14 protein-coding genes and 1 pseudogene are annotated in these 21,449 nt (G+C 64.6%); 7 read left to right on the top strand and 8 right to left on the bottom strand.

Annotation, left to right across the window (positions count from 1 at the left end; translation table 11 throughout):
- Positions 1–6 precede the first annotated feature (6 nt).
- The 3 genes from OG623_RS22415 (at position 7) to OG623_RS22405 (ending at position 4,772) form a co-directional block, all read left to right on the top strand.
- The gene (locus OG623_RS22415) at positions 7–2,925 is read left to right on the top strand and encodes a Z1 domain-containing protein (protein WP_406148737.1); all 2,919 of its coding nucleotides are present in this window, start codon (positions 7–9) and stop codon (positions 2,923–2,925) included.
- 20 nt (positions 2,926–2,945) lie between these two features.
- Positions 2,946–3,470, top strand: a complete 525-nt coding sequence (locus OG623_RS22410) for a very short patch repair endonuclease (RefSeq protein WP_406148735.1) — start codon at positions 2,946–2,948, stop codon at positions 3,468–3,470.
- 84 nt (positions 3,471–3,554) lie between these two features.
- Complete coding sequence (locus OG623_RS22405) at positions 3,555–4,772, top strand: DNA cytosine methyltransferase (RefSeq protein ID WP_406148733.1); 1,218 nt, start codon at positions 3,555–3,557, stop codon at positions 4,770–4,772.
- Here OG623_RS22405 and OG623_RS22400 read toward each other — a convergent pair.
- The 4 genes and pseudogenes from OG623_RS22400 to OG623_RS22385 all read right to left on the bottom strand — a co-directional run.
- The gene (locus OG623_RS22400; protein ID WP_406148732.1) at positions 4,703–5,596 is read right to left on the bottom strand and encodes a DUF6339 family protein; all 894 of its coding nucleotides are present in this window, start codon (positions 5,594–5,596) and stop codon (positions 4,703–4,705) included. The genes OG623_RS22405 and OG623_RS22400 overlap by 70 nt on opposite strands.
- Positions 5,593–6,585, bottom strand: a complete 993-nt coding sequence (locus OG623_RS22395) for a hypothetical protein (protein WP_406148731.1) — start codon at positions 6,583–6,585, stop codon at positions 5,593–5,595. Before OG623_RS22395 ends, OG623_RS22400 begins: the two co-directional genes overlap by 4 nt.
- Positions 6,582–8,666, bottom strand: coding sequence for a transcriptional regulator (locus OG623_RS22390; protein ID WP_406151959.1), 2,085 nt, complete (start codon positions 8,664–8,666; stop codon positions 6,582–6,584). The genes OG623_RS22395 and OG623_RS22390 overlap by 4 nt, the downstream gene beginning before the upstream one ends.
- A gap of 246 nt (positions 8,667–8,912) precedes the next feature.
- Positions 8,913–9,932 (bottom strand): annotated as a pseudogene (locus tag OG623_RS22385) (sigma-70 family RNA polymerase sigma factor); the annotation flags it as partial.
- Positions 9,933–10,194: 262 nt separating this feature from the next.
- Here OG623_RS22385 and OG623_RS22380 point away from each other — a divergent pair.
- From OG623_RS22380 to OG623_RS22365, 4 genes are read left to right on the top strand one after another with little or no spacing between them, the layout of a single operon-like run.
- A complete protein-coding gene (locus OG623_RS22380; RefSeq protein ID WP_406148730.1) occupies positions 10,195–11,820 on the top strand; it encodes an NERD domain-containing protein in 1,626 nt (541 codons plus the stop codon).
- Entirely contained in the window at positions 11,817–14,978 is a 3,162-nt protein-coding gene (locus tag OG623_RS22375) for a helicase-related protein (RefSeq protein WP_406148729.1), read from the top strand. Before OG623_RS22380 ends, OG623_RS22375 begins: the two co-directional genes overlap by 4 nt.
- Positions 14,979–14,982: 4 nt before the next feature.
- On the top strand, positions 14,983–16,857 hold the full coding sequence (drmB, locus tag OG623_RS22370) for a DrmB family protein (RefSeq protein WP_406148727.1): 1,875 nt from the start codon (positions 14,983–14,985) through the stop codon (positions 16,855–16,857).
- Positions 16,854–17,957: a hypothetical protein gene (locus OG623_RS22365; protein ID WP_406148725.1), complete on the top strand. Its 1,104-nt coding sequence runs from the start codon at positions 16,854–16,856 to the stop codon at positions 17,955–17,957. Before drmB ends, OG623_RS22365 begins: the two co-directional genes overlap by 4 nt.
- A gap of 85 nt (positions 17,958–18,042) precedes the next feature.
- Here the strand turns inward: OG623_RS22365 and OG623_RS22360 are convergent, their stop codons facing one another.
- From OG623_RS22360 to OG623_RS22345, 4 genes are all read right to left on the bottom strand, one after another.
- Positions 18,043–18,363, bottom strand: a complete 321-nt coding sequence (locus OG623_RS22360; RefSeq protein ID WP_406148723.1) for a hypothetical protein — start codon at positions 18,361–18,363, stop codon at positions 18,043–18,045.
- 116 nt (positions 18,364–18,479) lie between these two features.
- Positions 18,480–18,671, bottom strand: coding sequence for a DUF397 domain-containing protein (locus tag OG623_RS22355; RefSeq protein ID WP_406148721.1), 192 nt, complete (start codon positions 18,669–18,671; stop codon positions 18,480–18,482).
- The gene (locus OG623_RS22350; protein WP_406148720.1) at positions 18,668–19,531 is read right to left on the bottom strand and encodes a helix-turn-helix domain-containing protein; all 864 of its coding nucleotides are present in this window, start codon (positions 19,529–19,531) and stop codon (positions 18,668–18,670) included. Before OG623_RS22350 ends, OG623_RS22355 begins: the two co-directional genes overlap by 4 nt.
- A 371-nt stretch (positions 19,532–19,902) precedes the next feature.
- Positions 19,903–21,252: a serine/threonine-protein kinase gene (locus tag OG623_RS22345; RefSeq protein WP_406148719.1), complete on the bottom strand. Its 1,350-nt coding sequence runs from the start codon at positions 21,250–21,252 to the stop codon at positions 19,903–19,905.
- Positions 21,253–21,449: the final 197 nt, after the last annotated feature.

Here is a 21,449-nt window from a genome sequence, read left to right as displayed (position 1 = left end):
AACGCCATGACCGACCACCTGTTCAACCTCCACGGCGATGTCCTGGCGGCCATGCGCCGGGGTCCGAAGGCATTCGCGAAGCTGGCCTTCGCGCTCTCCGACGCCGACGAGCCCGCTGACACATACACCGGCCACTTCCGGGACCGGATCGTCGCCGCCGGCCCCGGCGACGAGCTGACCGCGCTCTGGCACCGCACACTGACCACCTGGGATCTAGCCGAACAGGCGGACTGGTCAACCGCTCCGGCGCGCACCGACGCCCGACGTTCCGACACGTACGACCGCCTGGGCTTCGGCCCCGACCTGCGCAAGGCCCTCGACCAGGCGGTCCCGGTGTTCAAGGAGCCGGGTGCCACGGTCATCAGCAAGGAGTTCACGTCCTGGTACTCCAGGGACATGGCGGCGGCACGCGCCTTCTACTGGAACTCGTACAAGCAGACGCTGCGCCGCAAGGGCTGGTCGGACGCTGCCGTGTCGAGCCTGGACGAAGCCAGCCACGCCGTGGTCGAGCGTCTCTCCGATCCCACCCGCACGGAGGCATACGGGGCCCGGGGCCTGGTCGTCGGCTACGTCCAGTCGGGAAAGACGGCCAACTTCACAGGTGTCATCGCGAAGGCCGTCGACGCGGGCTACCGCCTGGTCATCATCCTGGGTGGCACCCTGAATCTCCTGCGAGGCCAAACCCAGCGCCGACTGGACATGGAGCTGATAGGACAGGAGAACATCCTGCGCGGCGCCGACCCGGCCGATACGGACGCGCTCGTCGGTGTCGACTACCAGGACGACGAGGACTGGCCGGCGAACTTCGTCAGCCACGGCGGCCGTCCGTCCACCCTGGGTGCCTTCGACATCGAGCGCCTCACAACGCGCGACGACGACTACAAGAGCCTTCTGAACGGCATCCGCACGCTCGAATTCGAGAAGCAGGTCCGTACCCAGCCGCTGTACGACGCGGCCAATCTCCATTATGCCGCCGCACGCGTGATGGTCGTGAAGAAGAACGCAGGCGTTCTGGACAAGCTGCTCAGAGACCTCAGGAAGATCGGCCCGATCCTCTCCGAGATCCCTGCGCTGATCATCGACGACGAGTCGGACCAGGCATCGCTGAACACGACGGACCCGGCGAAGTGGGAGAACGGCAAGGTCGCCCGCAAGGCGATCAACGGCCAGATCACGCAGCTTCTCGGTCTGCTTCCGCGCGCCCAGTACGTCGGCTACACGGCGACGCCGTTCGCCAACGTCTTCGTCGACCCGGGCGACGAGGAGGACATCTTCCCCCGCGACTTCCTGATCTCGCTGCCCCGGCCGACCGGTTACATGGGCGTGCAGGACTTCCACGACCTCGAAGGCGAGGGCTCGGCGGAGGAGACGCACGTACGCGGCATCTACGACGACACCGGGGGCCGGCTTCAAGAAGCCATGGACGCCTTCGTCCTCACAGGAGCACTGAAGCTGTACCGGGCGGCAAACGGCGTTCCCGAAGGGCCGTTCCGCCACCACACGATGCTCGTCCACGAGTCCGTGCAACAACGGGAACACGCGGCCCTCGCCCTGCGGATCAACTCGATGTGGCACCGGTCGGCGTACACGGGCCAGGAGGGACACGCACGCCTCGCCACCCTGCTGACCACTGATTTCCAGCGCTTCGGGGACGATGGCCTGCCAGCCCCCACGTCGTACGACGACCTGAAGCCGTACGTCTCCCGGGCCCGCCAGCTCATCAACTCGGGCGGCGAACCGGTGATCATCGTCAACGGGGCCACCGAACGCGACTACGAGCAGGCGGAGCTCGACTTCGACCGGACACCGCACGTGTGGAAGATCCTGGTCGGCGGCACGAAGCTCTCCCGCGGCTTCACGATCGAGGGCCTCACGATTACGTACTACCGCCGCAGGGCCCAGCAGGCCGACACCCTCATGCAGATGGGCCGGTGGTTCGGATTCCGCCCCGGCTACCGCGACCTGGTCCGCCTCTACATCGGCCGCGAGGTACCGATGGGCAAGAAGAAGACCGTCGACCTCTACGAGGCCTTCGAGGCGATCTGCCGCGACGAGGAGACCTTCCGCACCCAGCTCACCCGTTACGCCGCCCTGGTGGACGGCAAACCCCAGGTCACCCCGGCACAGATCCCGCCGCTGGTCTCGCAACACCTCTCCTGGCTCAAGCCGGCGGCCAGGAACAAGATGTTCAACGCGGAGCTGGTGGAGATCCGCTCGCCAGGGCAATGGGTGGAGCCGACGGCGTACCCGACGGGCGCAGCGGACCTGCGGCACAACACAGAGGCATGGCGCCCCGTCCTCGACGCTCTGGATCCGTCCACTGTGACTCTGGAGTTCTCATCCCTCGCGAACGGTCGTACCGACAGCTACGAAGCGGTGCTCGGGTCCATCGAGCACGGTGCGCTGCTGGGCATACTGCGCGACTTGAAGTGGTCGACTCCCACGCAGTTCTCACCGCACCTGGAATACCTCGCCGCGTCCGCCGAGGCCGGACACGAAATTGCCGACTGGCTGGTGATCGTCCCGCAACAGACGTCCGCGCGGCGGGTCGATGCGAGCATCCTGGGATCCCGTCCACTCTCGCTGGCGAGCCGTACCCGGCGTCGCGGTGACCTGTTCGGCGCTGTCAGTGAACCCGGACACCGCGGCGTCGCCCTCCGCGTGGCCGGCGCGCTCAAGGACTCCGGGGACTCTCTCATCGAGTCACTCGTGCAGGAACGGCGAGGCGTCCTGGTCCTCTACCCTATGGTCGAGAAAGAGCCCCGGCTCTCCTCGGCCGGCAAGATCGATCCCGGAGAGGTCGTGATGGCGTTCTGCTTGGTCGCCCCGACCTCACCGAACGGCGAGCAGCGAAGCCTTGTGCGCTTCCGGGCCATCGATTCGAGCAGGAGTAATTTCGCCGTCATTGATCGCGAAGGTGGCTGAGCGTAGGAAAATGGGCAGTGATGAGCACCGCCAAACCGTCCTCTCCTGCCGTCTCGGCCCGGATGAGCCGCCAAGCCCGCCGTGACACCGCCCCCGAGGTGGCGGTTCGGAAGCTACTGCATGCCTCCGGTTACCGCTACCGCCTCAACGAGCGCGTGCCGCACATGGCCCGGCGCACGATCGACATCGCCTTCACACGGGCCAGGGTGGCTGTGTTCCTGGACGGGTGCTTCTGGCACGGCTGCCCCGAGCACGCCACGCAACCGAAGTCGAACGCGGAGTGGTGGCGGCAGAAGCTCGATCGCAACATGACGCGGGACGCGGAGACAACGGCGCATCTGGTGACCGAGGGGTGGACTGTGCTGCGCTTCTGGGAACACGAGGATCCGAGCTCGGTCGCGGAGCAGGTGGCGGAGGCCATCGAGCAGGAGCGGCCTGAGCGGCGGACACAGCACGGGGACAAGGGTCTGCGAGCGACGTCGCGCGATGCGGCAGAGAGCGATGTCGCCGGAGGACCCCGCTCGTCACCGCCGGCGGCGGGGTGACTGCGAACCGGGTGATCGCGGGCGTTTCCGTTGTGATCACGCACTGAGCTCCGGAACATTTCTCGCCGGCTACACTTCAACCCCATGACCAACACATCCCAGAATCCGCTCCGCCCTGCGGATGTGCGCATTGTCGACCTTTTCGCCGGGCCAGGCGGTCTGGACATGGCGGCTCACGCGCTGGGGGCCGCATCCATCGGAATCGAGTGGGACGCGAGCGCTTGCGAGACCCGCCGAGAGGCCGGCTTGCCAACCGAGCAGGGTGATGTCCGCGCCTTCGACGCGGCCAAGTTCCCGGAAGCCAATGTCCTGGCCGGCGGTCCGCCGTGCCAGACCTACACCGTCGCCGGGAAGGGCGCCGGTCGTCGAGCCCTCGACGAGGTACTGGGTTTCGTCGAGCGCCTGGCGAACGGTGAGGCCTGGCCATACATAGAGGCCGATCTCGCTGTATTGGAGGACGAGCGCACGGGGCTCGTCCTCCAACCTCTCCACTGGGCCCTGGACGCGCTCCTGAACGGCAGCCCCTACGAAGCCATCGTTCTGGAGCAGGTCCCTGCGGTCCTGCCTGTGTGGACAGCGTTCCGTGACGTACTCCACGAAAAGGGCTACTCGGCCGAGTGCGGCATCCTCCGAACCGAGGAGTACGGCGTTCCTCAGACCCGGCGAAGGGCTGTCCTCATTGCCCGATACGGGAAGAAGAACAAGGTCGCGTTGCCGAGCCCGACCCATCAGCCCTACCGCAAGGACATACGGCCGACGCTCACTCCGACTCCGCCCGATCCCTGTCTGTGGCAGGAGCAGACGGACGGCAGGGACGGCCCACCGCTCCCCTGGGTCTCCATGGGGGAGGCACTCGCGGATCACCGCACCGGGCCGTTCACCGTGATCTCGAACTATGGCACGGGGGGGGATCCCAAGGCACGTGGCCGCCGAAGCTCTCGCGCCCCCTCCGCGACGGTCACGGGAAAAGTGTCCCGGAACAGAATCGTCGCCGGGGAAAGCGGCCCCGATCTTCCCCGCTTCAGCTTCCGGGAAGCAGGCATGCTGCAGTCCTTCCCGGAAAAATACCCCTGGTCCGGGAAGGACGTATCTCAGCAGATCGGCAACGCCGTTCCACCGCTCCTGGGCCTGCACATCCTGAGCGCGACTCTGGGGCTGGGCAAGCCTTCCGAAGAAGCCCTCAAGCGTCTCAAGCAGTGGCAGCCCCCGAAGAGGGAGCGGGGCGCCGAGACTCAGTCGTCATCCGACGCCTTGTCAACCCGCCCGCGGACGCAGGCGTCCTCGAAGAGCTCCGAGAAGTAGTCGACGAGACGATCCACTGATTCCTCCGGCGCGGGCGCTTCATCCGGGCCCTCCGGAAGGATGTCGCGTGTCACCGGACCAGCCCACTCCGCCGCCTCGATCCACTGACGCAATGGCTCCCCTTCCCGCTCCGCGTCCGGGGCAATGACGTCGTACATCAGAGTGGCGGCGGATGTGTTCACCACGCTGGCCAGGGCGTTGATCTCACGGCCGGTTCTGACCGTGCCGCGCTCGATGAGGCGCACCATCGCCTGAGCCGTCGGTCGGTGGTCGATGACGTCCAGCCGCAGCACGGTGTTGAGCATGTCCTGGTGGGCGCAGGCGGTGACAACCGGTCCGTAGTCGGGACCGTTCCGAAATAGCTCGGCCGCCCACCACAACCGAGCAAAGGCCTGGGTGTAGTGGGCGCCGCGAAATCGGTTGGCCGTGACCATCGGTGCCTTCCCGTCCTGCTTGGGCTCAGGCATGTGACGCCAGGTGACGTAGTCGGGAGCAACACCCAGGGCGAGATGATTCCACCTCCCGCGGTCGGCGGCCTCGCGACGATCGAACCGCACAGTGGCATGGAGCCGAGGCGCGAGCCAGGCATCGGCCTTGGTCGGCTTGTCAGCTCGACACCGGTACATCGCTTCGTCGAAGAGGTCGCGCACCGGCCCGAGCGCCAGGCGTGCTTCGTCGCCAGGAACGGTCTCGGCGATTCTGCCGAGCGCTATGGCCGGTACGTGCTCCTTGCCTGCGAGCAGCCCTTCGGTGAGGTATGAGGCGGCGTTGAGGTCGGAGAGCACGGCAAGTCGCTCTGGCAGGTGAACGGGCTTGTCGGTCATGCGTGGATCCCCTGGTGGAGTCGGTCCAGGCCACGGATGGCTGTGGCCAGAGCTCTGGGCACCTCGGCCCTGCGGGTGGCGGCAAATTGGATACGGGGTTGGAGGTCGATCCACCCGAAGGTTCCGGTACGCCGCCGATGAACCTCGCGCAGAGCCTCCTCGACGGGGCGGCCAGGTACGACGTCCGGGAGCATCTCGCGTAGCACCTCTCCTCGCCAGTCGTGCGGGAAGAGTGGCGTACCGTCTTCCTCGACCTCCAGATCTCCGATGGCGGTGTGGAACACGGCGGTCCACACATCTGTGCACATCTGGGCAATCAGGAGGTCTCGGACCAGAATCTCGGCTGCAGAACCGTCGCCACCGACGAGGTCGGTGATTCCTTCGAAGTCGGTGTTCACGTGCACAGCCGGCAGTTCACCGGAGGTATCGACGATCCACGGCACATCCCGGAAGGGGCGCAGCCATTCCGGGCCCTCGCGGAAGCCAACCTCGCGAACGTCGAGTTCACGCTGACGCAGCGGAGTATCTGCCGTCAGATCAATGACCCACTCCTTCTCCGAAGTGGCGATCACGCGACCCGGCACCCCGTCGACGGTCGCCACGACGTGAACAGACAGAGCGGCACGGTCGAGATGATCGGCACGCCATAGTTCGACGGAGCCGATCCAATCCCGACCGCCCTCGGTCTCGGGCTCCAGCTGGACGGTGATCCGTGTGTTGGTGATCTTCTCTGCAAGCACCGCGACAACCGTCACGTCGGACCAGTAGCCGTTGGGTTCGGTCGCCCTGGCCGGAACCGTGGCTGACAGCTTGATCCGAGCGCTCTCCCAGTCAACGCGCTCCGCCCGCCCCAGAGCCACCACCTGCTCGACTACCGAGTACGCCTTGGTGTCGAGCGATTCACGGCTGTCCCCAGGCCCTTTCAGACCCACCGCCGTCACGCGCAGTGAGACGACGCCGGGGAGCCGCTGGTACGGATATGCCCTCACGGCTTCTCTCCCTGTTCTGTGCGGAGTTCGACGACCAGGCCGGTAAGCGCAGTACGTACCGGGTGCGTTGACACGTCGGTGACACCGCGGAAGGTCGCGTTCCGCGTGCCGGGCTCGAACCGCAGCACACCGCTCACCAATTCACAGTTGCGCACGGCGACTAGTTCGGCCCAGGCCACCGTCGGCCTGGGGCCGGATCGCACGTCCAGCTTGGCCACCGGGGTCAGGTGCACGGCTTCGCCCCCTGCGGGAACTTTCACCTCGGCAGTGACGCACCATGCACCATCGGCGCCGATCTTGGCATCAAGCTCGTCGAGGATCGGTACCCCGGCCTTGCCGGATGTCCGAGACACCCCCTTGCCCGATACCGTGAGCCGCTTGCGCAGCCTGTCGGTCGCGCCGCGACGCTTCGCCTTGGGCAGCGTCACGAGTTCACGCACCGCCCTGTTCGTGTCGCGGGTAAGCGTGGCGATCCTCCGGTAGGCGGACGGCGAGTACCGCATGCGCAGCTCCTCGGTCTGCCCCCATTTGTTGTGTTCGGGCGGCTCCGAGGTGCGAAGAAACGCCTCGGCCTCGTCGGCGAAGGGCTGTTCGTCGCCCGCGGCGTGCCCAACGAGAAGCACCGCCTGGAAGGGGTTGGTGCCCAGAGCGAGGTCCGGCACACGGCTCGTCCTGACCGTCATGCGGTTACCTCGCATCGCCACCACTGTGTTCGGTCGCCCGTCGGCGTCCTCGGCCTCGGTCACTAGGAGCACCGCTCGGTGCTCACCACCGTTCTTCTGCCCCCCGAGACCTGGCACGTTCAGCGGTACGGTCGTCATGGCCACCTGGCCGGACTCGGTCAGGCGCTCTACGGTCGTGCCGTTCAGGAACGCCTGGAGCGCACGGCTCCTCGAAGGTTGGGTGACCCGGGGATCAACACTCTCCTCCTCGATGATCTCGACACCGTTGCGCAACGTGCGGACGGAGGCCTCCAGCAACGGCTGTCCGTCATCACCTGCGGTCATGGCGGCCCAAAAATTCCGTCCGAGCGCATCGAGGAGACGCTTGTGCATGCGATGCACGCTCTCCTCGTCCTCACCGGCGTCGCCTTCAGCCGACGCGGCGTCGGCGAGGCTCGCCACGTCGTGTGCGCCGACAATGAGGAACGAGGTACCGGGATCGTTGCTTTCCCGCGTGAGATGGAGTCGCTCGACACTCTCCTCGTCGGCCCACCACGAGCGCGCGACGTCGGGTCTGTCGGCATCGGGGTCGGGCCGGCCGAACCAGGCGGGGCCGGCCCAGGGCGTGCCTTCGACCTCGCGCCACGGCAGATCGAGTCGGCCGATGAGTCGCCTCTCGGCACGCCCCTCGTGCGGTTCGGACAGCGTGGAATTCATGAGCACCAGACCGAGCCGGCTGGTCGCCCACAGGGTCGCCTTACCCAGGCCGTATGAACCACCAGCACCGGCGACGGACTTGTGACTGTCCAGCTGGCGCCGGACTACGGCAGCGAACCGACCCGTCTCGTAGTCATCGCCGGTGAGGCCTGAGGCGTTGTAGTCGTCGACCCGCAGCAGAACAAGCCGGTCACGCTCGCGCATCTCCCGCAGCCCGGCGTCGATGACTCGGCCGACCTTCTGATCCTGAGCCGCCGCGACCTCGTAGTGTGGGGCGAGTTCGTCCCAGTGGATCGCTTCGCGAAAGCTTGTCAGAGCATCGCCCGTGAGCTCGTGCAGCGTGTACCGGACACGGACCGGCCGGGTGCCGTCATGACACTCGTCGAGGCTGTTCTGGGTGGCCTCACGTGCCAGGACCTCCACGTCCGCCTCGAAAGCAAAGGCTGCCGCATTTCCGAAGTCCCGCCCGCCATCGGTGTACGCGGGGCGATGATACCAGGCAGGACTCCCGGTCAACTCGGACAATTCCTCGTCGGTCTCCTCGGGAAGTCCCGACACATCTCTCAACTCCGGAATGGATCGGATAACCATCCGCATTCCCTCATCCGGCGATGATCGCCCGCCAGCCCATTCTGCGACGAGTCCGACGGACACACCCAGACGGTCCGCAAGCTCGATATCCTTCATTCCACGTTCCTGCATTCGGTCACTCAGCCAGCTACTGAATGATCCCTCGATCGATGCCACCGCTCCCTCTTTCTTGTCCGAGCGACCACCCGTGGTAGCGCCGAGATTTCCCGGCGCGGGCGCCGGCCCACCTGCCGCTGCGGCCCTTCGGCGAAGCCTTCCCAACTTCTCGCGGCTCCGCCTCAGCCTTTCTCTCACGTCCTGCTGTCGGCGCTCGGTCGCGACCGTAGGGTCCGACTCCAGGTCAAGAGCGATGCGGAGGTCCTGCATTCCCCGACGCTCGAGCTGGCGAATCCGCTCACGCGTGACTCCGAACCGGTTCCCCAGCGCCTCGAGCGTCCAGCGTTCGCCGTCCACGACCCCGTGGCGGTGGAGGATCACAAGCAGGGTTCGCTCCGGCAGGATGCCCAACAGCGGTCTGAGCTCCTCCACAGCGAAGTACCCTCTCAACGCCTGGTAGGGATCAGGTGCACCACTATGTGCCCAACGGATCGCTTCATTAGACGCCGGACTCTCGACGAGGCCTTCTAGCGACTGGACACCGCGCATTAGCTTGAGACACTCGACGACCTTTTTGTAATCCATGTCGCACTCGGCCGCCAGATCCACCTCATCCGGCTCCCTTCCCAGACTCTGAAACTTCCGCTGGGCCTTCCGAACCTTCCTTATAGCCTCTCGCACGTAGATCGGATAGCGGATCACGGAACCATGGTCCGCCACTCCACGGTCGGCAGATTGCCTGATCCACCATGTTGCATAGGTAGAGAATTTCAACCCCCTTGTGACATCGAACTTCTCCACGGCGCGAATCAGTCCGAATTCACCGAACTGGATGACTTCCTCACGGTCCAATCCCTCCCCGTCAGGAACCTTGCCCTTCACCGTCGCGTAAATGAGCCCTTGGTTGTGCATCACCAAAGCCTCGTAGGCACGACGCGCTTCGCTTCCGTCCCCCAAACCACGCAGGTAACCCTCCGGAAGGTCTCCGGTCAACGGGAGGTCGGATCTCAGAAGCCAGAAGAGGCCGGCCTCCTCCTCAGCAGTCAGGATCCGCTTCTGCGGCCTGCTGTCCCATCTGTCGTTCTCCAGAACCCGCCTGGCCGCCGCGACGGCGGAGTCGAAAGCTCCTGCCGTTCGCGCAACCCCGGCGAACCCGGCAGCACCCGGCGCATCGAGCGGAGGATCACCGACAACCTCCACCGGAACGGTGGGCACGGACTGACAACTTGCGCTCGGTACGCCAAGGTCCGCCCGATTGGCTGTCCATCCTTCGGCCTCCATCACGGAAGTCAGCACACGACAGGCATCGGGGTCGAGAAGCGCGGCGGCCGCCACCTGCGAAACGGCGAAGCCGCGGTCGACCCCCTCGGCCCGGAATCGACGCAACAACCGCTCGACCCGGGCCGAATCGGCCGGATACGCACGCTGACTGGCTGTAAGTCGATGCTCCGAGCTCATGGCTCTCCCCTGCGCACTTGCTCCGTGGCTGTTCCGAGGTCATATCGCTATCTTGACCTTGTTGATGCGACCGCGGGGAGAGTTGATGAGGATCGTTCCGAGCGAAATCTCGAGCAGGACCAGGAGTGTCGCCGAGCGAAGCGTCTTCGCCGCACTCAAGGCGATCCCCGACAAGGAGAGCGTCGCATTGCACTCCGTGCATCTACCGGCGCACCGTTACAAGCGGGTCGGGGAGGTCGACTTCGTCGTCATCACACCCCAGCTGATCCTGTTCATCGAGGTGAAGGGAGGTGGAGTGGCCTTCCGTGACGGCAGGTGGCAGTACGGCCGGGGTGACGGGCACATGGACACGCGGGCAGAAGGCCCCTTCGAACAGGCCAGCAGCGGCATGCACGAACTGGAACGAGAGTTCCAAACAGCGGTCGACGGTCTCCGTGGTCGCAGCGCGGTGGGTGGATACCTGGTCATCACCCCGAATGTCGATCTCCCCCCCATGACGACATACGAACCCGAACAGTATCTCGGCCAGACTGCGTACGCCGGTGGGAAGGGGCTCGAAGCAGCGATCCGGCGGGCTGGCCGTTACTGGCCCAGCAAGGGCAGAAACAAGTCGGCCATCACACCAATCTCCGCCCAGCTTCGCGGGGACATCCTGAGGGCCGTACGCCCGGAATTCGATCTGGTCCCCAACCTCCAGTCCAGGATCACCGATCTCGAGGCGACCTTCGAGCGCTTGACCACCGAGCAGTTGGAACGCATCGACGAGCTGGAGGACAACCCGAGGCTGATCTGGACAGGGGGGGCGGGAACGGGCAAGACATTCCTCGCGGCAGAGGCTGCCCGTCGCAAGTCTGCCCGCGGCACGGTCCTCCTTACGTGTGCAAGTCGCACGCTGGCAGCACATCTCTCCAGCATCTTGTCGGGGGAGCCCGTCGTCGTACTCCCCTTCGATCGTCTCGCCGAGATACGAGGGCGATCCTTCGACCACCTGATCGTCGACGAGGCTCAGGACTTGATGAGCTTCGAGCACCTGGGAAGACTCGATGAACTCGTCCGAGGCGGATTGGACAAGGGTCAGTGGATCTTCATGCTTGACCAGAACAACCAGGTTCTCTCTCCCGAGGGCTACGACCCCGAAGCGTGGAAATACCTTCGCGAACTGGGCGCGATGACGGCCTCCCTGAGGCGCAACTGCCGCAACACCAAACAGATCGTGAAGCAGGTACAGCGCTACACAGGTGCCGATCTGGGAGTCGCGATGGCCGGGCAAGGAGAGCAGGTAGCCTTCGCCAAGGTCACATCCAGGGAAGACGAGGCGGTGGCTCTGGACGCACATCTGAGGCGCCTCCTGGATGACGGAGTGGCCCCCAGGGACATCACTCTGGTGTCCGCCTCGGGCAACTGGGAGAAGACCTCCGCCCGGCTCTCGAACCGCTTCTCCAAGATTGAGCGATACGCGGACACTGTCGGCACCGGACGCTCGAGAAATCGCATCACCTGGTCCTCGGTGGTGGACTTCAAGGGCCTTGAGAACCAGGTCGTGTGCCTCATCGACCTCGATATCGAAGTGCTCGAAGGTCGACTCGACGCAATTTACGTCGCCTGGACCCGCGCCCGTGCACACCTGTGGATCGCCACTCTGCCCGGCGTCAACCGTGTGCTCAGAGAAATTGGCGCTGCCGGACTCGAGCGGGAGGGTGAGACGGGATGACTGCCTCCGAGCAGGAACTCGCGGCGCACCGGGAAGAATACGTCGGGTATCTGCGCAGGCAGCTCGTCGGACCGCATCCGGACGCGGAGGAGACACTCGTCGACCCACCGGATCGACGCTATCTCATGGGCACTCTCTACCCGCGTGGCACGGACTTCCACGACCGCACATCAGCTGCAGGTGAGCAGGAGCTGTCCGAGAACGTCGCAGGGGTCGGCGAGGAGGACGGGTTCGCCGACGATCCCGTGGCCGAGGCGAACGCGTGGATGCCGTCATCACTCGGGTTCTCGTTCTTCACCGATGCCACGACCATCACAGTGACCGGGTCTGCTGCGCGGTACGAAACAGTGCGTGAGGGAGGGCGCAGGATCTGGATCCGACGGCCGAGCCGTTCCCAGACGGTCCCGGTCACCCAGGGTTCGACCAGCAGCGAACTCGTCCTGGACGGGCACGCGCGTCTCTACGTCCGGTGGCGTCGGCATGGCGTGGGCCGTCTTGTCACGTGCGTGCTCGCAAACGCTCACCACGAGGACGAAGACCCCCGGAACTCGTGGAACCTCATGCTCTTTCAAGCCGGGCTCGAGGTCACGGTGCTGGACGGGAGGGTACTCGAGTACCCGAGTACTCGTCTAAACAGCCGGGACCCAGAGGAAGAGGAGCTCCGGGTTCAGTACCGGCACATCGCGACGCGAGCCGTCGGACACGGTTGTGCAGTCGAGTGGAAGGAGTCGGGCGAGCAGGTCACCACGCTTCGCGCGGAGGTCATGCCGCAGCAAGTGGTCGACCACATCCGTCCGGACGGCCCCACAGATCTGCCGGTGCTCAACCTCGCTCGCCTGTACCGGCGGGATCTTCCCGTGGATAGGTTCCGCGCTGACCTCGAAGCGTTCGTCGCGGGCTATCGCACCTGGTACGAGTCCCGTGTGGTCGAGGCGACCACGAAGCTACCAAAGTGGAGCCAGCCACCCGCTTCACGCATCCTCGAACGTGTCGAGACCGCCGTCAGGCGCATGGAGTCCGGCGTCGAGATCCTCACCGCGGAAGGCGTCGGAGGGGACCACGCACGGGAGGCGTTCCGGCTGGCCAACCGAGCCATGGCCCTGCAGATGCTGCACAGTCGGAGCGAACTTGCCGGTACCCGACGCCGTAGGACCGACGACGTCGTCGAAATCTCCGAGCCCGACGCAGAGGCGGCATGGCACCCCTTCCAGCTCGCCTTCTTCCTGCTGGTGGTCGAGGGGCTCATGAACCCCGGCCACGAGGACCGTGACACGGTCGACCTCATCTGGTTTCCCACGGGCGGCGGTAAGACCGAGGCATACCTACTCACCGCGTGTTTCGAGATCGCCTGGCGTCGGCTGCACCACGGAACCGCAGGTGGTGGTACGGCAGTCATCAGTCGGTACACGCTCAGCCTTCTCACCACCCAACAATTCCAGCGGACAGCGACGGCCATCTGCGCTCTCGAGTACATGCGTCTTGGGCACGACGGACCAGAAGCGCGACAGCTGGGGGATGAACCGATCACTGTTGGCCTGTGGGTGGGCAGGGACACCACACCGAACTCGTACGCCGAGGCCGAGACCGCCCTCGGCGAGCTCAAGCAGATGAACGAACCTGACGATCGGTTCCTCCTGGAACGCTGCCCCTGGTGCGGGACCGAGATTGTCCCCCAGCGCCACACCCGCGACGGTGACTTCGGGATCTCCGCGGACTCTGTCAGCTTTTCGTTCCTCTGTCCTCGGGACACATGCCACTTCCACGACCGCCTACCGGTCTCCGTGGTCGACCAGCACATCTACGAGCAGCCGCCCACCTTTCTGCTCGGCACCGTGGACAAGTTCGCGCGACTGGCCTGGGAGACGAAAGCCGGCCGCATCTTCGGGGGCAGGGGCAAGCGCAGGCCGTCACTGGTGATTCAGGACGAGCTGCATCTGCTGGCAGGTCCGCTGGGCACGACGGTCGGCCTCTACGAGGCAGCAGTCCTGGAACTCTGTGCATGGGACGGCATCAGGCCGAAGGTAATCGCGTCGACGGCAACGATCCGCCGGTCACAGGAACAGATCCAGAGCCTCTACGGTCGTCGAACGCAGCTCTTCCCACCGGCAGGGACCGACGCCCGCTATTCCTACTTCGCCTCCCCCGACCATGACCGCCCGGGGCGGCTCTACGTCGGTGTCATGGCTCAGGGTCACACGTCCTCCACTGGGACGGTCCACGTCGGGGCAGCGGCCCTCCAAGCCCCCAACGACGTCTGCCGGGACGACGAGCTCCGTGATGCCTACTGGACCGTCGTTGCATATCACAACAGTCTCCGTGAACTCGGGCGCACTGTCACGATCGCCAGGGACGACATCCCGGCCAGGCTTGAACACCTCACACAGGACGAGTCCATGCGCCGTGAACTCCCCGACCACGCAGTCGTCGAACTCACGAGCAACATTCCGCGCGCCTCACAGCCCAGACTGCTCGATCGGCTCGGCCGGCCATTCACGGACAGGGAGAGCGTCTCCTTTCTGGCGACAACCAACATGTTGTCCGTAGGCGTCGACGTGCCGCGCCTGGGTCTGATGTTGATGAACGGGCAGCCCAAGACCACCTCCGAGTACATCCAAGCGACCAGTCGGGTCGGTCGCCGCAAGGTCCCCGGATTGATCGTCACTCTGTTCCGATCGAGCAAACCCCGCGACCGTTCTCACTATGAGTCCTTCGGGGTCTACCACTCCTCGCTCTATCGGCACGTGGAGCCCACGAGTGTCACGCCGTGGTCGCCACCGTCCCGGGATCGGGCGCTGCATGCAGCACTCACCATCCTCGTACGCCATGGCGTGGGACTGAGCTCCGAGGACAGTGCCGGGGACGTGCCCGATCATAAGGAGGAGGTCCAGCGCGTGCGGGACAGAATCGTGGCGCACGTGCAGAGATCCGACCCGGACGAGAGCGAAGCAGCCGGTGAGCAGTTGGACGAGCTCATCGAGAGCTGGATGCAGGAAGCCGCCATCGCCCGCGGAGAGGGCAGTCGCCTCTACTACCGGCCACAGGGCCTCGGGCATGCCTCTCTGTTGACCGACTTCGGCAAGGGACAAGGACTGTGGGAGACCGCTCAGTCCATGAGAAATGTCGACCGGGAATGCCTGGTCGCGGTCAGGGGGGCATGACCGGATGAAGGACATCAGGCGGAAGGTCCGCAGGGCACAAACTGTGTCGCCGTTCGGCGTCGGCGGCATCATCGACTTGCAAGGTGAGTCGTTCGTTGCCGCCGACATCCGAAGTTGGGGCAACCTGGGCGATCCGGTGAACTCCCCACGGCTGGCACGGAAGCTGGGAGTAAGGGGATTCCGTGCGGCTGCTGTGATCCCGTCCGGAAAGGCCCAGTACGTGTCCCGTCGCGGTCCTGGCTATGTGCGTTTCCCTCGTTGGCTGTTCTGCCCGAAGTGCAGGATGATGACCCTTTGGCGTCCCGAGGCGGAGCAGAGGGACAAGACCCCAAAGTGTGGCCGGTGCTCGAACGCCCCCCAGTTGGCCCCCATGCGTTTCATTCAGGTCTGCAGGGCCGGCCACATGGCCGATGTCGACTGGCAGCGATGGGCACATTCACGCGCCGAAAGCCACGATCAACGTCAGTGCCGGACGAAGAGCCTCAAGTTCATCGCCACCCCCGACTCGTCCGGCCTCGACGCCCTGAAGGTGTCGTGTATTACCTGCGCCTCATATCGGACACTCGAAGGAATCAGCCAGAAGTACACACTGAAGAAGGTGGGGGCACGTTGCTCGGGGAGCCAGCCCTGGCAGACCTCCGACGATGAGCACGACGACTGCGAGGAGACGCCACGTGCAGTCCAACGCGGCGCATCCAATGTATATTTTCCACTGATTCATTCTGCTATTGAGATCCCCTCCCCACCGGACCTTGAAGCGGATAATGAATCAGCCCAGCGAGTCATGAATCATGGGTTGTGGGAAGAGCTGATCGAGACGGGAGACGCACCCGCCACGGAGGTGATCGTCAAGCACATCGCAAGAAAATGCGACGTACCCGTAGAGTTCGTCGACGGATTGCGCCGGGCGCACACGCTCGATGCCACGGCGAGCCCAGTCGTCGATGCTGCAGTAGAAGATCTCAGCATCGCCGAATGGGCGGCCTTCTCCTCATCGGAATCCGAGGAGGACTCCACGACCGACTTCAGCATCAGGCAGGTGGGAGTGGGGGCGCAGGTGGACGACCCGACATCCCTCGTGCTGCTCCACCATCGCGTCCACAAAATTGTGGTGGCGGACAGAATTCGTGAAGTCAGGGCGCTCGAAGGATTTTCCCGTTACGAGTCGGAGGGACGCGAACGTCTCGTTTCGGTCAATCCCGTTGCCCGAGCGCAGTGGTTGCCCGCCGTGGAGTCGTACGGCGAAGGAATTTTCATCTCGTTCAACGAGGACGCGCTCAGCGAATGGGAATCCTCGCCGGCGGTTCTCCGCTGGGTCGAGGGGATCGAGGGGAACCTTGAGGCTTCTTTCCAGATCGAACGCCTGCGAGAGAAGACAGGTCCCCGACTGCTGCCCAGATTCGTCATGCTGCACACACTGGCGCATCAGTTCATCCGCCAGCTCTCGTACGACAGCGGATACAACGCGGCGTCTCTCCGTGAACGGGTCTATGCCAGAAGCCATCCGGCCGGGAGTCGAAATCCGCCGCAGGCCGGCATATTCATTTACACAGCAGCCGGGGACTCGGAGGGGACCCTGGGCGGCCTGGTCCGCCAAGGGTTGCCCCCACACCTGACGGACACACTGGTTCGACTTCTCGAGTCGGCCCAGTGGTGTTCACAGGATCCGCTGTGCGCCGACTCCACCGGCCGCTCCCTCGCAAACCTCAACAGGGCGGCCTGCCATGCGTGCACACTGCTCCCCGAGACGTGCTGCGAAATTGGGAACACGCTGCTCGATCGCACTCTTCTAATCGGTGACGGCCAAGTAAGTGGGTTCTTCCAATCGGTGATTCAGGCCGCGTTCGAGGAATCAGCAGCAGCCGTCGAGGCGCAATGAACTTTCCCGGCCTGCTCGAGTTGACGCCAGATCAGTACGAGGTCATCAAACTGCCCTTTGACGGAAACCACTTGATCACCGGACCCCTGGGTTCCGGCAAGACCGTCATGGCCGTCTACAGGGCATGGATGCAGGCCACCGCCGGCCGAAGCACCACCCTCATCACTCGCTCGAATCTCCTCAGTCAGTACACAGCACAGCTCTCGGACCGCTTGTCCGGTGGGTTCCGCATCACCACCTTCCATCGGTGGCTGAGCAACTTCTGGAACAAGAACTTTCAGGAGGACCCACCGAACGACGGCACAGACGAGTGGAGTTACGACTGGCACCGGATGCAGATCGCGTGCCTGCGAAACCCACCGGAGCCGCTCGAGAGTCTGGTCATCGATGAGGGACAGAATCTTCCGAGCCAGTTCTACGAGCTATGCGCCATCCTCGAGAATAATGTCACTGTGTTCGCTGACGGAAGCCGCAGCATCGAAGAGAGACAGACTACCCTCGTCGACATCGAAAATGAGCTTGACATCGATGAGAAAACTCTTCTGTTGCGCACGAATCACCGCACCTCACGCGAGATCGCTCTTCTTGCCGATCTGTTCCGAGTGGACACGAAGACTGCGAACGGTGAATTCCCGAACCGTCACGGCGAAATTCCCCACCTGATGCACTGTTCCTCGGAGCGTCCTTTTGTCCCGCAACTCGCTCAGTACATCACCAGTCGCCCTGAATGCAGCATCGGTATCATCTGCAGGACCACTGAGCTCCAGCGCGAAATCCACCGACAGCTGTCCGGGTTGGGCCTCCATTCCTCGGTCCAGTCCTACGTCTCCGATGACATGAACCGCCGAACTGTCAACTTTTCAACACACAGGACTCATGTAGTAAACGTCGCCAGCATGAAGGGGATCGAATTCGACATCGTCTTCGTACCGGACCTGGATAACTACACAGACGACCCCACAAGCGCGGTAGCCCGGGAGCAGTTCCACGTCCTGTGCATGCGAGCTCGAACTGAGTTGCATTTCTGCTATCACGGAAATCGCGAACCCGAGATCGTCACGGACATACCACCGACCCTGCTTGGCAGGCGAACTATTTGAGGCGGTACCATTTCCCAGCTCGCCCGAGTGACCCCGCGCATCGTGTTGGACCCTGACGAGGCCTCGGAGCGCGGCATCAACCGAGTCATGTCGCCTCCGCTTCGAAATGCATCTGAGCCCTGTCCAACAGGTCGTCCGGGTCTCCACCACGCAAAGCGACCCAGTGCAGAAGGTCCGCGATGAGATCCGTGGCGGGTTCCTCGAGCATCCTGCCGGAGTGGCCTTCCAACAACGGAATCGTCCCCGCGTCCCGGCGGTACATCGCCAGTACGGCTTCGGCTCTCAGCAGCCTTCGACAGGGTGCTTCGGAATCGGCCGACAGCTCGCACCGGACGGCTTTTCCGCTCTCGGCCAGCACCGCACCCCGGTCGACACCGACCGCCGGCGGCGAGAACGAATCCTGCATCGTGATGCAGGACATCGAGGGCAACGAGTTCTATCTCGACTGTGGACCCTCCGAATCGGTGAGGTAGGGAGCCGTCTCCCATGGTCACCGAGTGAACCTGCGCCCTCCTCTGCCCCTCAGAGGTGCGAGCCGGCAGCGAGGACCGCGAATGCCGACCAGGCGCCCGGAGAGACCGTCAGCCCGCGCCTCAGTGTGTCCTTCGAGTCCCTGACCAGTACGGCCGCCGGGCCGAAGGCGATCTCGACGCAGTTGCCCCCGCCGCCACCGCTGTAGCTGCTCTTGAACCAAGCAAGTTCAGTGGTGCTCATAGCGCTCCTCGCATCTGCTCCAGCAGACCCGTGGTGGCTTGGTGGCTCAGAGCCTGCGAGCGCATCTTGCCATAGCGCTGAAGCATCGCGCTTGCGGCTTTCGCGTCGGTGATCAGCATGCTGCTGTCGTGTGCCTCGACGTATCCCACCCACCGGTTCTCCGATGTCTCGGCCAAGGAAAGAGGACCTTCGAAACCTGAATGATCCTCCTGGAGGAGCGGTACGGCCTGAATCTCCACGTTCCGGAAACGACTCACCGTGAGCAGGTGGTCGAAGAGGGCCCGTGCGACCTCCCCTCCGCCCATCCGGCGTTCCAGCAACGCCTGTTCGATGATGAAGCTGAACGTGGTGTTCGGCCGCTCAGTCAGAAGTCGCTGACGCTCCAGCCTGGCTGTGACCTGGTGCTCGAACTGCTCCTCCGCCAGTGGCGGGAGGCGGCGCTCGAAGAGGGCGCGGATGTACGGCTCAGGTTGCAACAGACCTGGGATCACGCTGGACTCGTACGAGAAGAGCGAAACCGCGTCCTCCTCGATCCCCGCCCACTGCAGGAACCACGACGCCAGCCCCACCTTCCGCGTCAGGCTCCGCGCCGCAGCCGCCAGTACCCGGGCCGCCGACCCGCCGAGCACCTCCTCCGATCGCTCCAGCAGATCCCTCGGCGGGAAGCGCTTGCCCTGCTCGATCTTCGCGATGTACGCCGCCGAGTACTGCACCAAGGTCGCGAACTGCTCCTGTGTCAGGCGAGCTTCGTCACGCAACGCCTTGAGTACAGCCCCGAACGTCTTGAGGCTGTCCGACAACTCCGGCTCACCGCAGTTCGCCCCGACCCCGCCAGCGCCACCGCCGTTGTCCGAAGCCATGCGCGGCCGCCTCTCTCTGTGCCTGACCACCGACTCCCATCGTTACGCATAGTGACACCCTCAGTCCAGTGCGTGAACCAGTACAGGGCGATGTGTATCGGTCCCGTCCCCGCACGCTGATGCCCATGCCAGCCCCTCACACCCATCCCCCACCTCCGCGCGCGTGTTCGCCCAGCGCTTGTCCGCCACCCGCCGCAGAGCCCGCCTCGCCCGTCTGCTTTCCACGCACCAGTTTGTCGAGTGGGGGTGCCCGCGCGAGACGGACGACCACGACGCGGTCACGATCGTCGTAGCACACGTTGACTCAACTTGTCGTCGAGTTTCCGCAGGTCAAGTCACGTATCTACGTAGTGCTCGGCGCTCGTGACCGTTCACTCTGCGCCGCACTGCAGGGCGTACAGCTCCTCTTCATCCGACAGCTCCGGCGTTCCGTCGGCGTCCTGCGTCGCCCGCTTTTTGCACGCGGCGGCCTGCTCGGCAAGCGCGCTGATCTTCATACGGGCCTCGGGAAGCCCCTTCTCCTCGATGGTCGCCCTGACTTGCCGCTGCAGATAGACAGGCAGATGCACGAGTGGGATCTCGGGGTGGTCCGACTCCACCTCCGAGAGCGAGATCCAGGGCAGGTCCAGGTCAATCCCGCGGTACAGCGCGACATGCGTGTCCTTCGTGCCGATGTAGTACTGCGTCTGCGTCCACCTGTACGTGCCGAACAGGCCACCTAGGACCGCCAGCGCCAGTGCTCCGGCGGCCACGACGGGCCAGGGCTTCCGGAGTAACCGACGTCGGTGGCCTGCTTCCGGTGCAGGTTCAGGGCCCGGTGCCGTCGGCTCATGAATCTGTACGTCACGGGCCGGCAACGTGGGCTGGGACTGGCCCGCCCCAAAAGTGTCAAGGACTGCGGTGGCGCGGCTCAGGCGCTCATGTACAAGTCGCGCCGATCCCGGACGCCGTTCAGGGAAGCGGTCCAGGAGTTCAGCGACGAGCGAGGTCACTTCAGCCGGCAGGTCCGGGCGCAGCGTGTCCAGCCGGGGTGCGTTCGTGTCGAGCTTTCTCCGCATGACCGCCATCGCGCTGTGACCGGTAAATGGAGCCCTGCCGGTCAGCAGGGCGAAGAGGACTCCGCCCAGCGCGTACAGGTCCGAGCGTTCGTCTCCTCGTTCGGAGAGGAACTGTTCCGGCGCACCGTATTCCGGAGTTCCGGCCGGAGCCAGTTGAGACGACCGGGCGACGGAGAAAGCAGCCTGGACGAACCCTGCGATCCCGAAGTCGACCACCTTCACCTGCTGCTCCACGGTGAGCATCACGTTGTGGGGCTTGATGTCGTAGTGGATGACCCCGGATCTGTGCGCTGCGATGAGTGCAGCGCAGATGTCGGTGGCTATCGCGAGGGCGCGGCGGGCGCTCATCTGCTGCTCCTGGCGGATGCGTTCCGTGAGCGTAATTCCGTCGACCTTCTCCATGACGATGAAGAGAACGTCCTCGTGGATGCCCCGGTCGTAGAGAGCAACCACGTTCGGATGATTGACCTGTGCTGCTGCCACCGCCTCGCGGTCGAACCGTTTCGGGAGATCCGGAAGGGCATCACCATCGAGGACCAGGAGTTTGAGCGCGACATCACGGTGCAGATCGCGGTCCCGCCCCGCCCACACCTCGCCCATACCACCGCGGCCGAGCCTTTTGATCAGCTCATACCGACCCGCAAGCAGCTGACCGGTCTCCATCGGCGCTCCTATGTCACGCAGTTGACCTGACGGACTCAGAATAGGAGTGCCACGGCCGCAGCACCGGCCAAAGAGAGGAAGGGGCGACTCCGGAGACTTCCTCTCGCATCTGCCCAGTTGAGGAACAGATGCGACTCCGAACCCTTTGAATCCTTTCTCACGATGCCTGCCTGAACCGCCCCCACAGGGAGACGCCG

The organism is Streptomyces sp. NBC_01012 (assembly GCF_045162755.1).
GTDB lineage: Bacteria > Actinomycetota > Actinomycetes > Streptomycetales > Streptomycetaceae > Streptomyces.
Note: the sequence above shows the minus strand (reverse complement) of the source record. Positions and strands in the feature narration are given on the sequence as shown.

Coding starts and splice junctions, on each gene's coding strand:
- OG623_RS22415 (WP_406148737.1), top strand. CDS start 7: ATGACCGACCACCTGTTCAACCTCCACGGCGATGTCCTGGCGGCCATG.
- OG623_RS22410 (WP_406148735.1), top strand. CDS start 2,946: ATGAGCACCGCCAAACCGTCCTCTCCTGCCGTCTCGGCCCGGATGAGC.
- OG623_RS22405 (WP_406148733.1), top strand. CDS start 3,555: ATGACCAACACATCCCAGAATCCGCTCCGCCCTGCGGATGTGCGCATT.
- OG623_RS22400 (WP_406148732.1), bottom strand. CDS start 5,596: ATGACCGACAAGCCCGTTCACCTGCCAGAGCGACTTGCCGTGCTCTCC.
- OG623_RS22390 (WP_406151959.1), bottom strand. CDS start 8,666: ATGCAGGAACGTGGAATGAAGGATATCGAGCTTGCGGACCGTCTGGGT.
- OG623_RS22380 (WP_406148730.1), top strand. CDS start 10,195: ATGAGGATCGTTCCGAGCGAAATCTCGAGCAGGACCAGGAGTGTCGCC.
- OG623_RS22375 (WP_406148729.1), top strand. CDS start 11,817: ATGACTGCCTCCGAGCAGGAACTCGCGGCGCACCGGGAAGAATACGTC.
- drmB (WP_406148727.1), top strand. CDS start 14,983: ATGAAGGACATCAGGCGGAAGGTCCGCAGGGCACAAACTGTGTCGCCG.
- OG623_RS22365 (WP_406148725.1), top strand. CDS start 16,854: ATGAACTTTCCCGGCCTGCTCGAGTTGACGCCAGATCAGTACGAGGTC.
- OG623_RS22360 (WP_406148723.1), bottom strand. CDS start 18,363: ATGCAGGATTCGTTCTCGCCGCCGGCGGTCGGTGTCGACCGGGGTGCG.
- OG623_RS22355 (WP_406148721.1), bottom strand. CDS start 18,671: ATGAGCACCACTGAACTTGCTTGGTTCAAGAGCAGCTACAGCGGTGGC.
- OG623_RS22350 (WP_406148720.1), bottom strand. CDS start 19,531: ATGGCTTCGGACAACGGCGGTGGCGCTGGCGGGGTCGGGGCGAACTGC.
- OG623_RS22345 (WP_406148719.1), bottom strand. CDS start 21,252: ATGGAGACCGGTCAGCTGCTTGCGGGTCGGTATGAGCTGATCAAAAGG.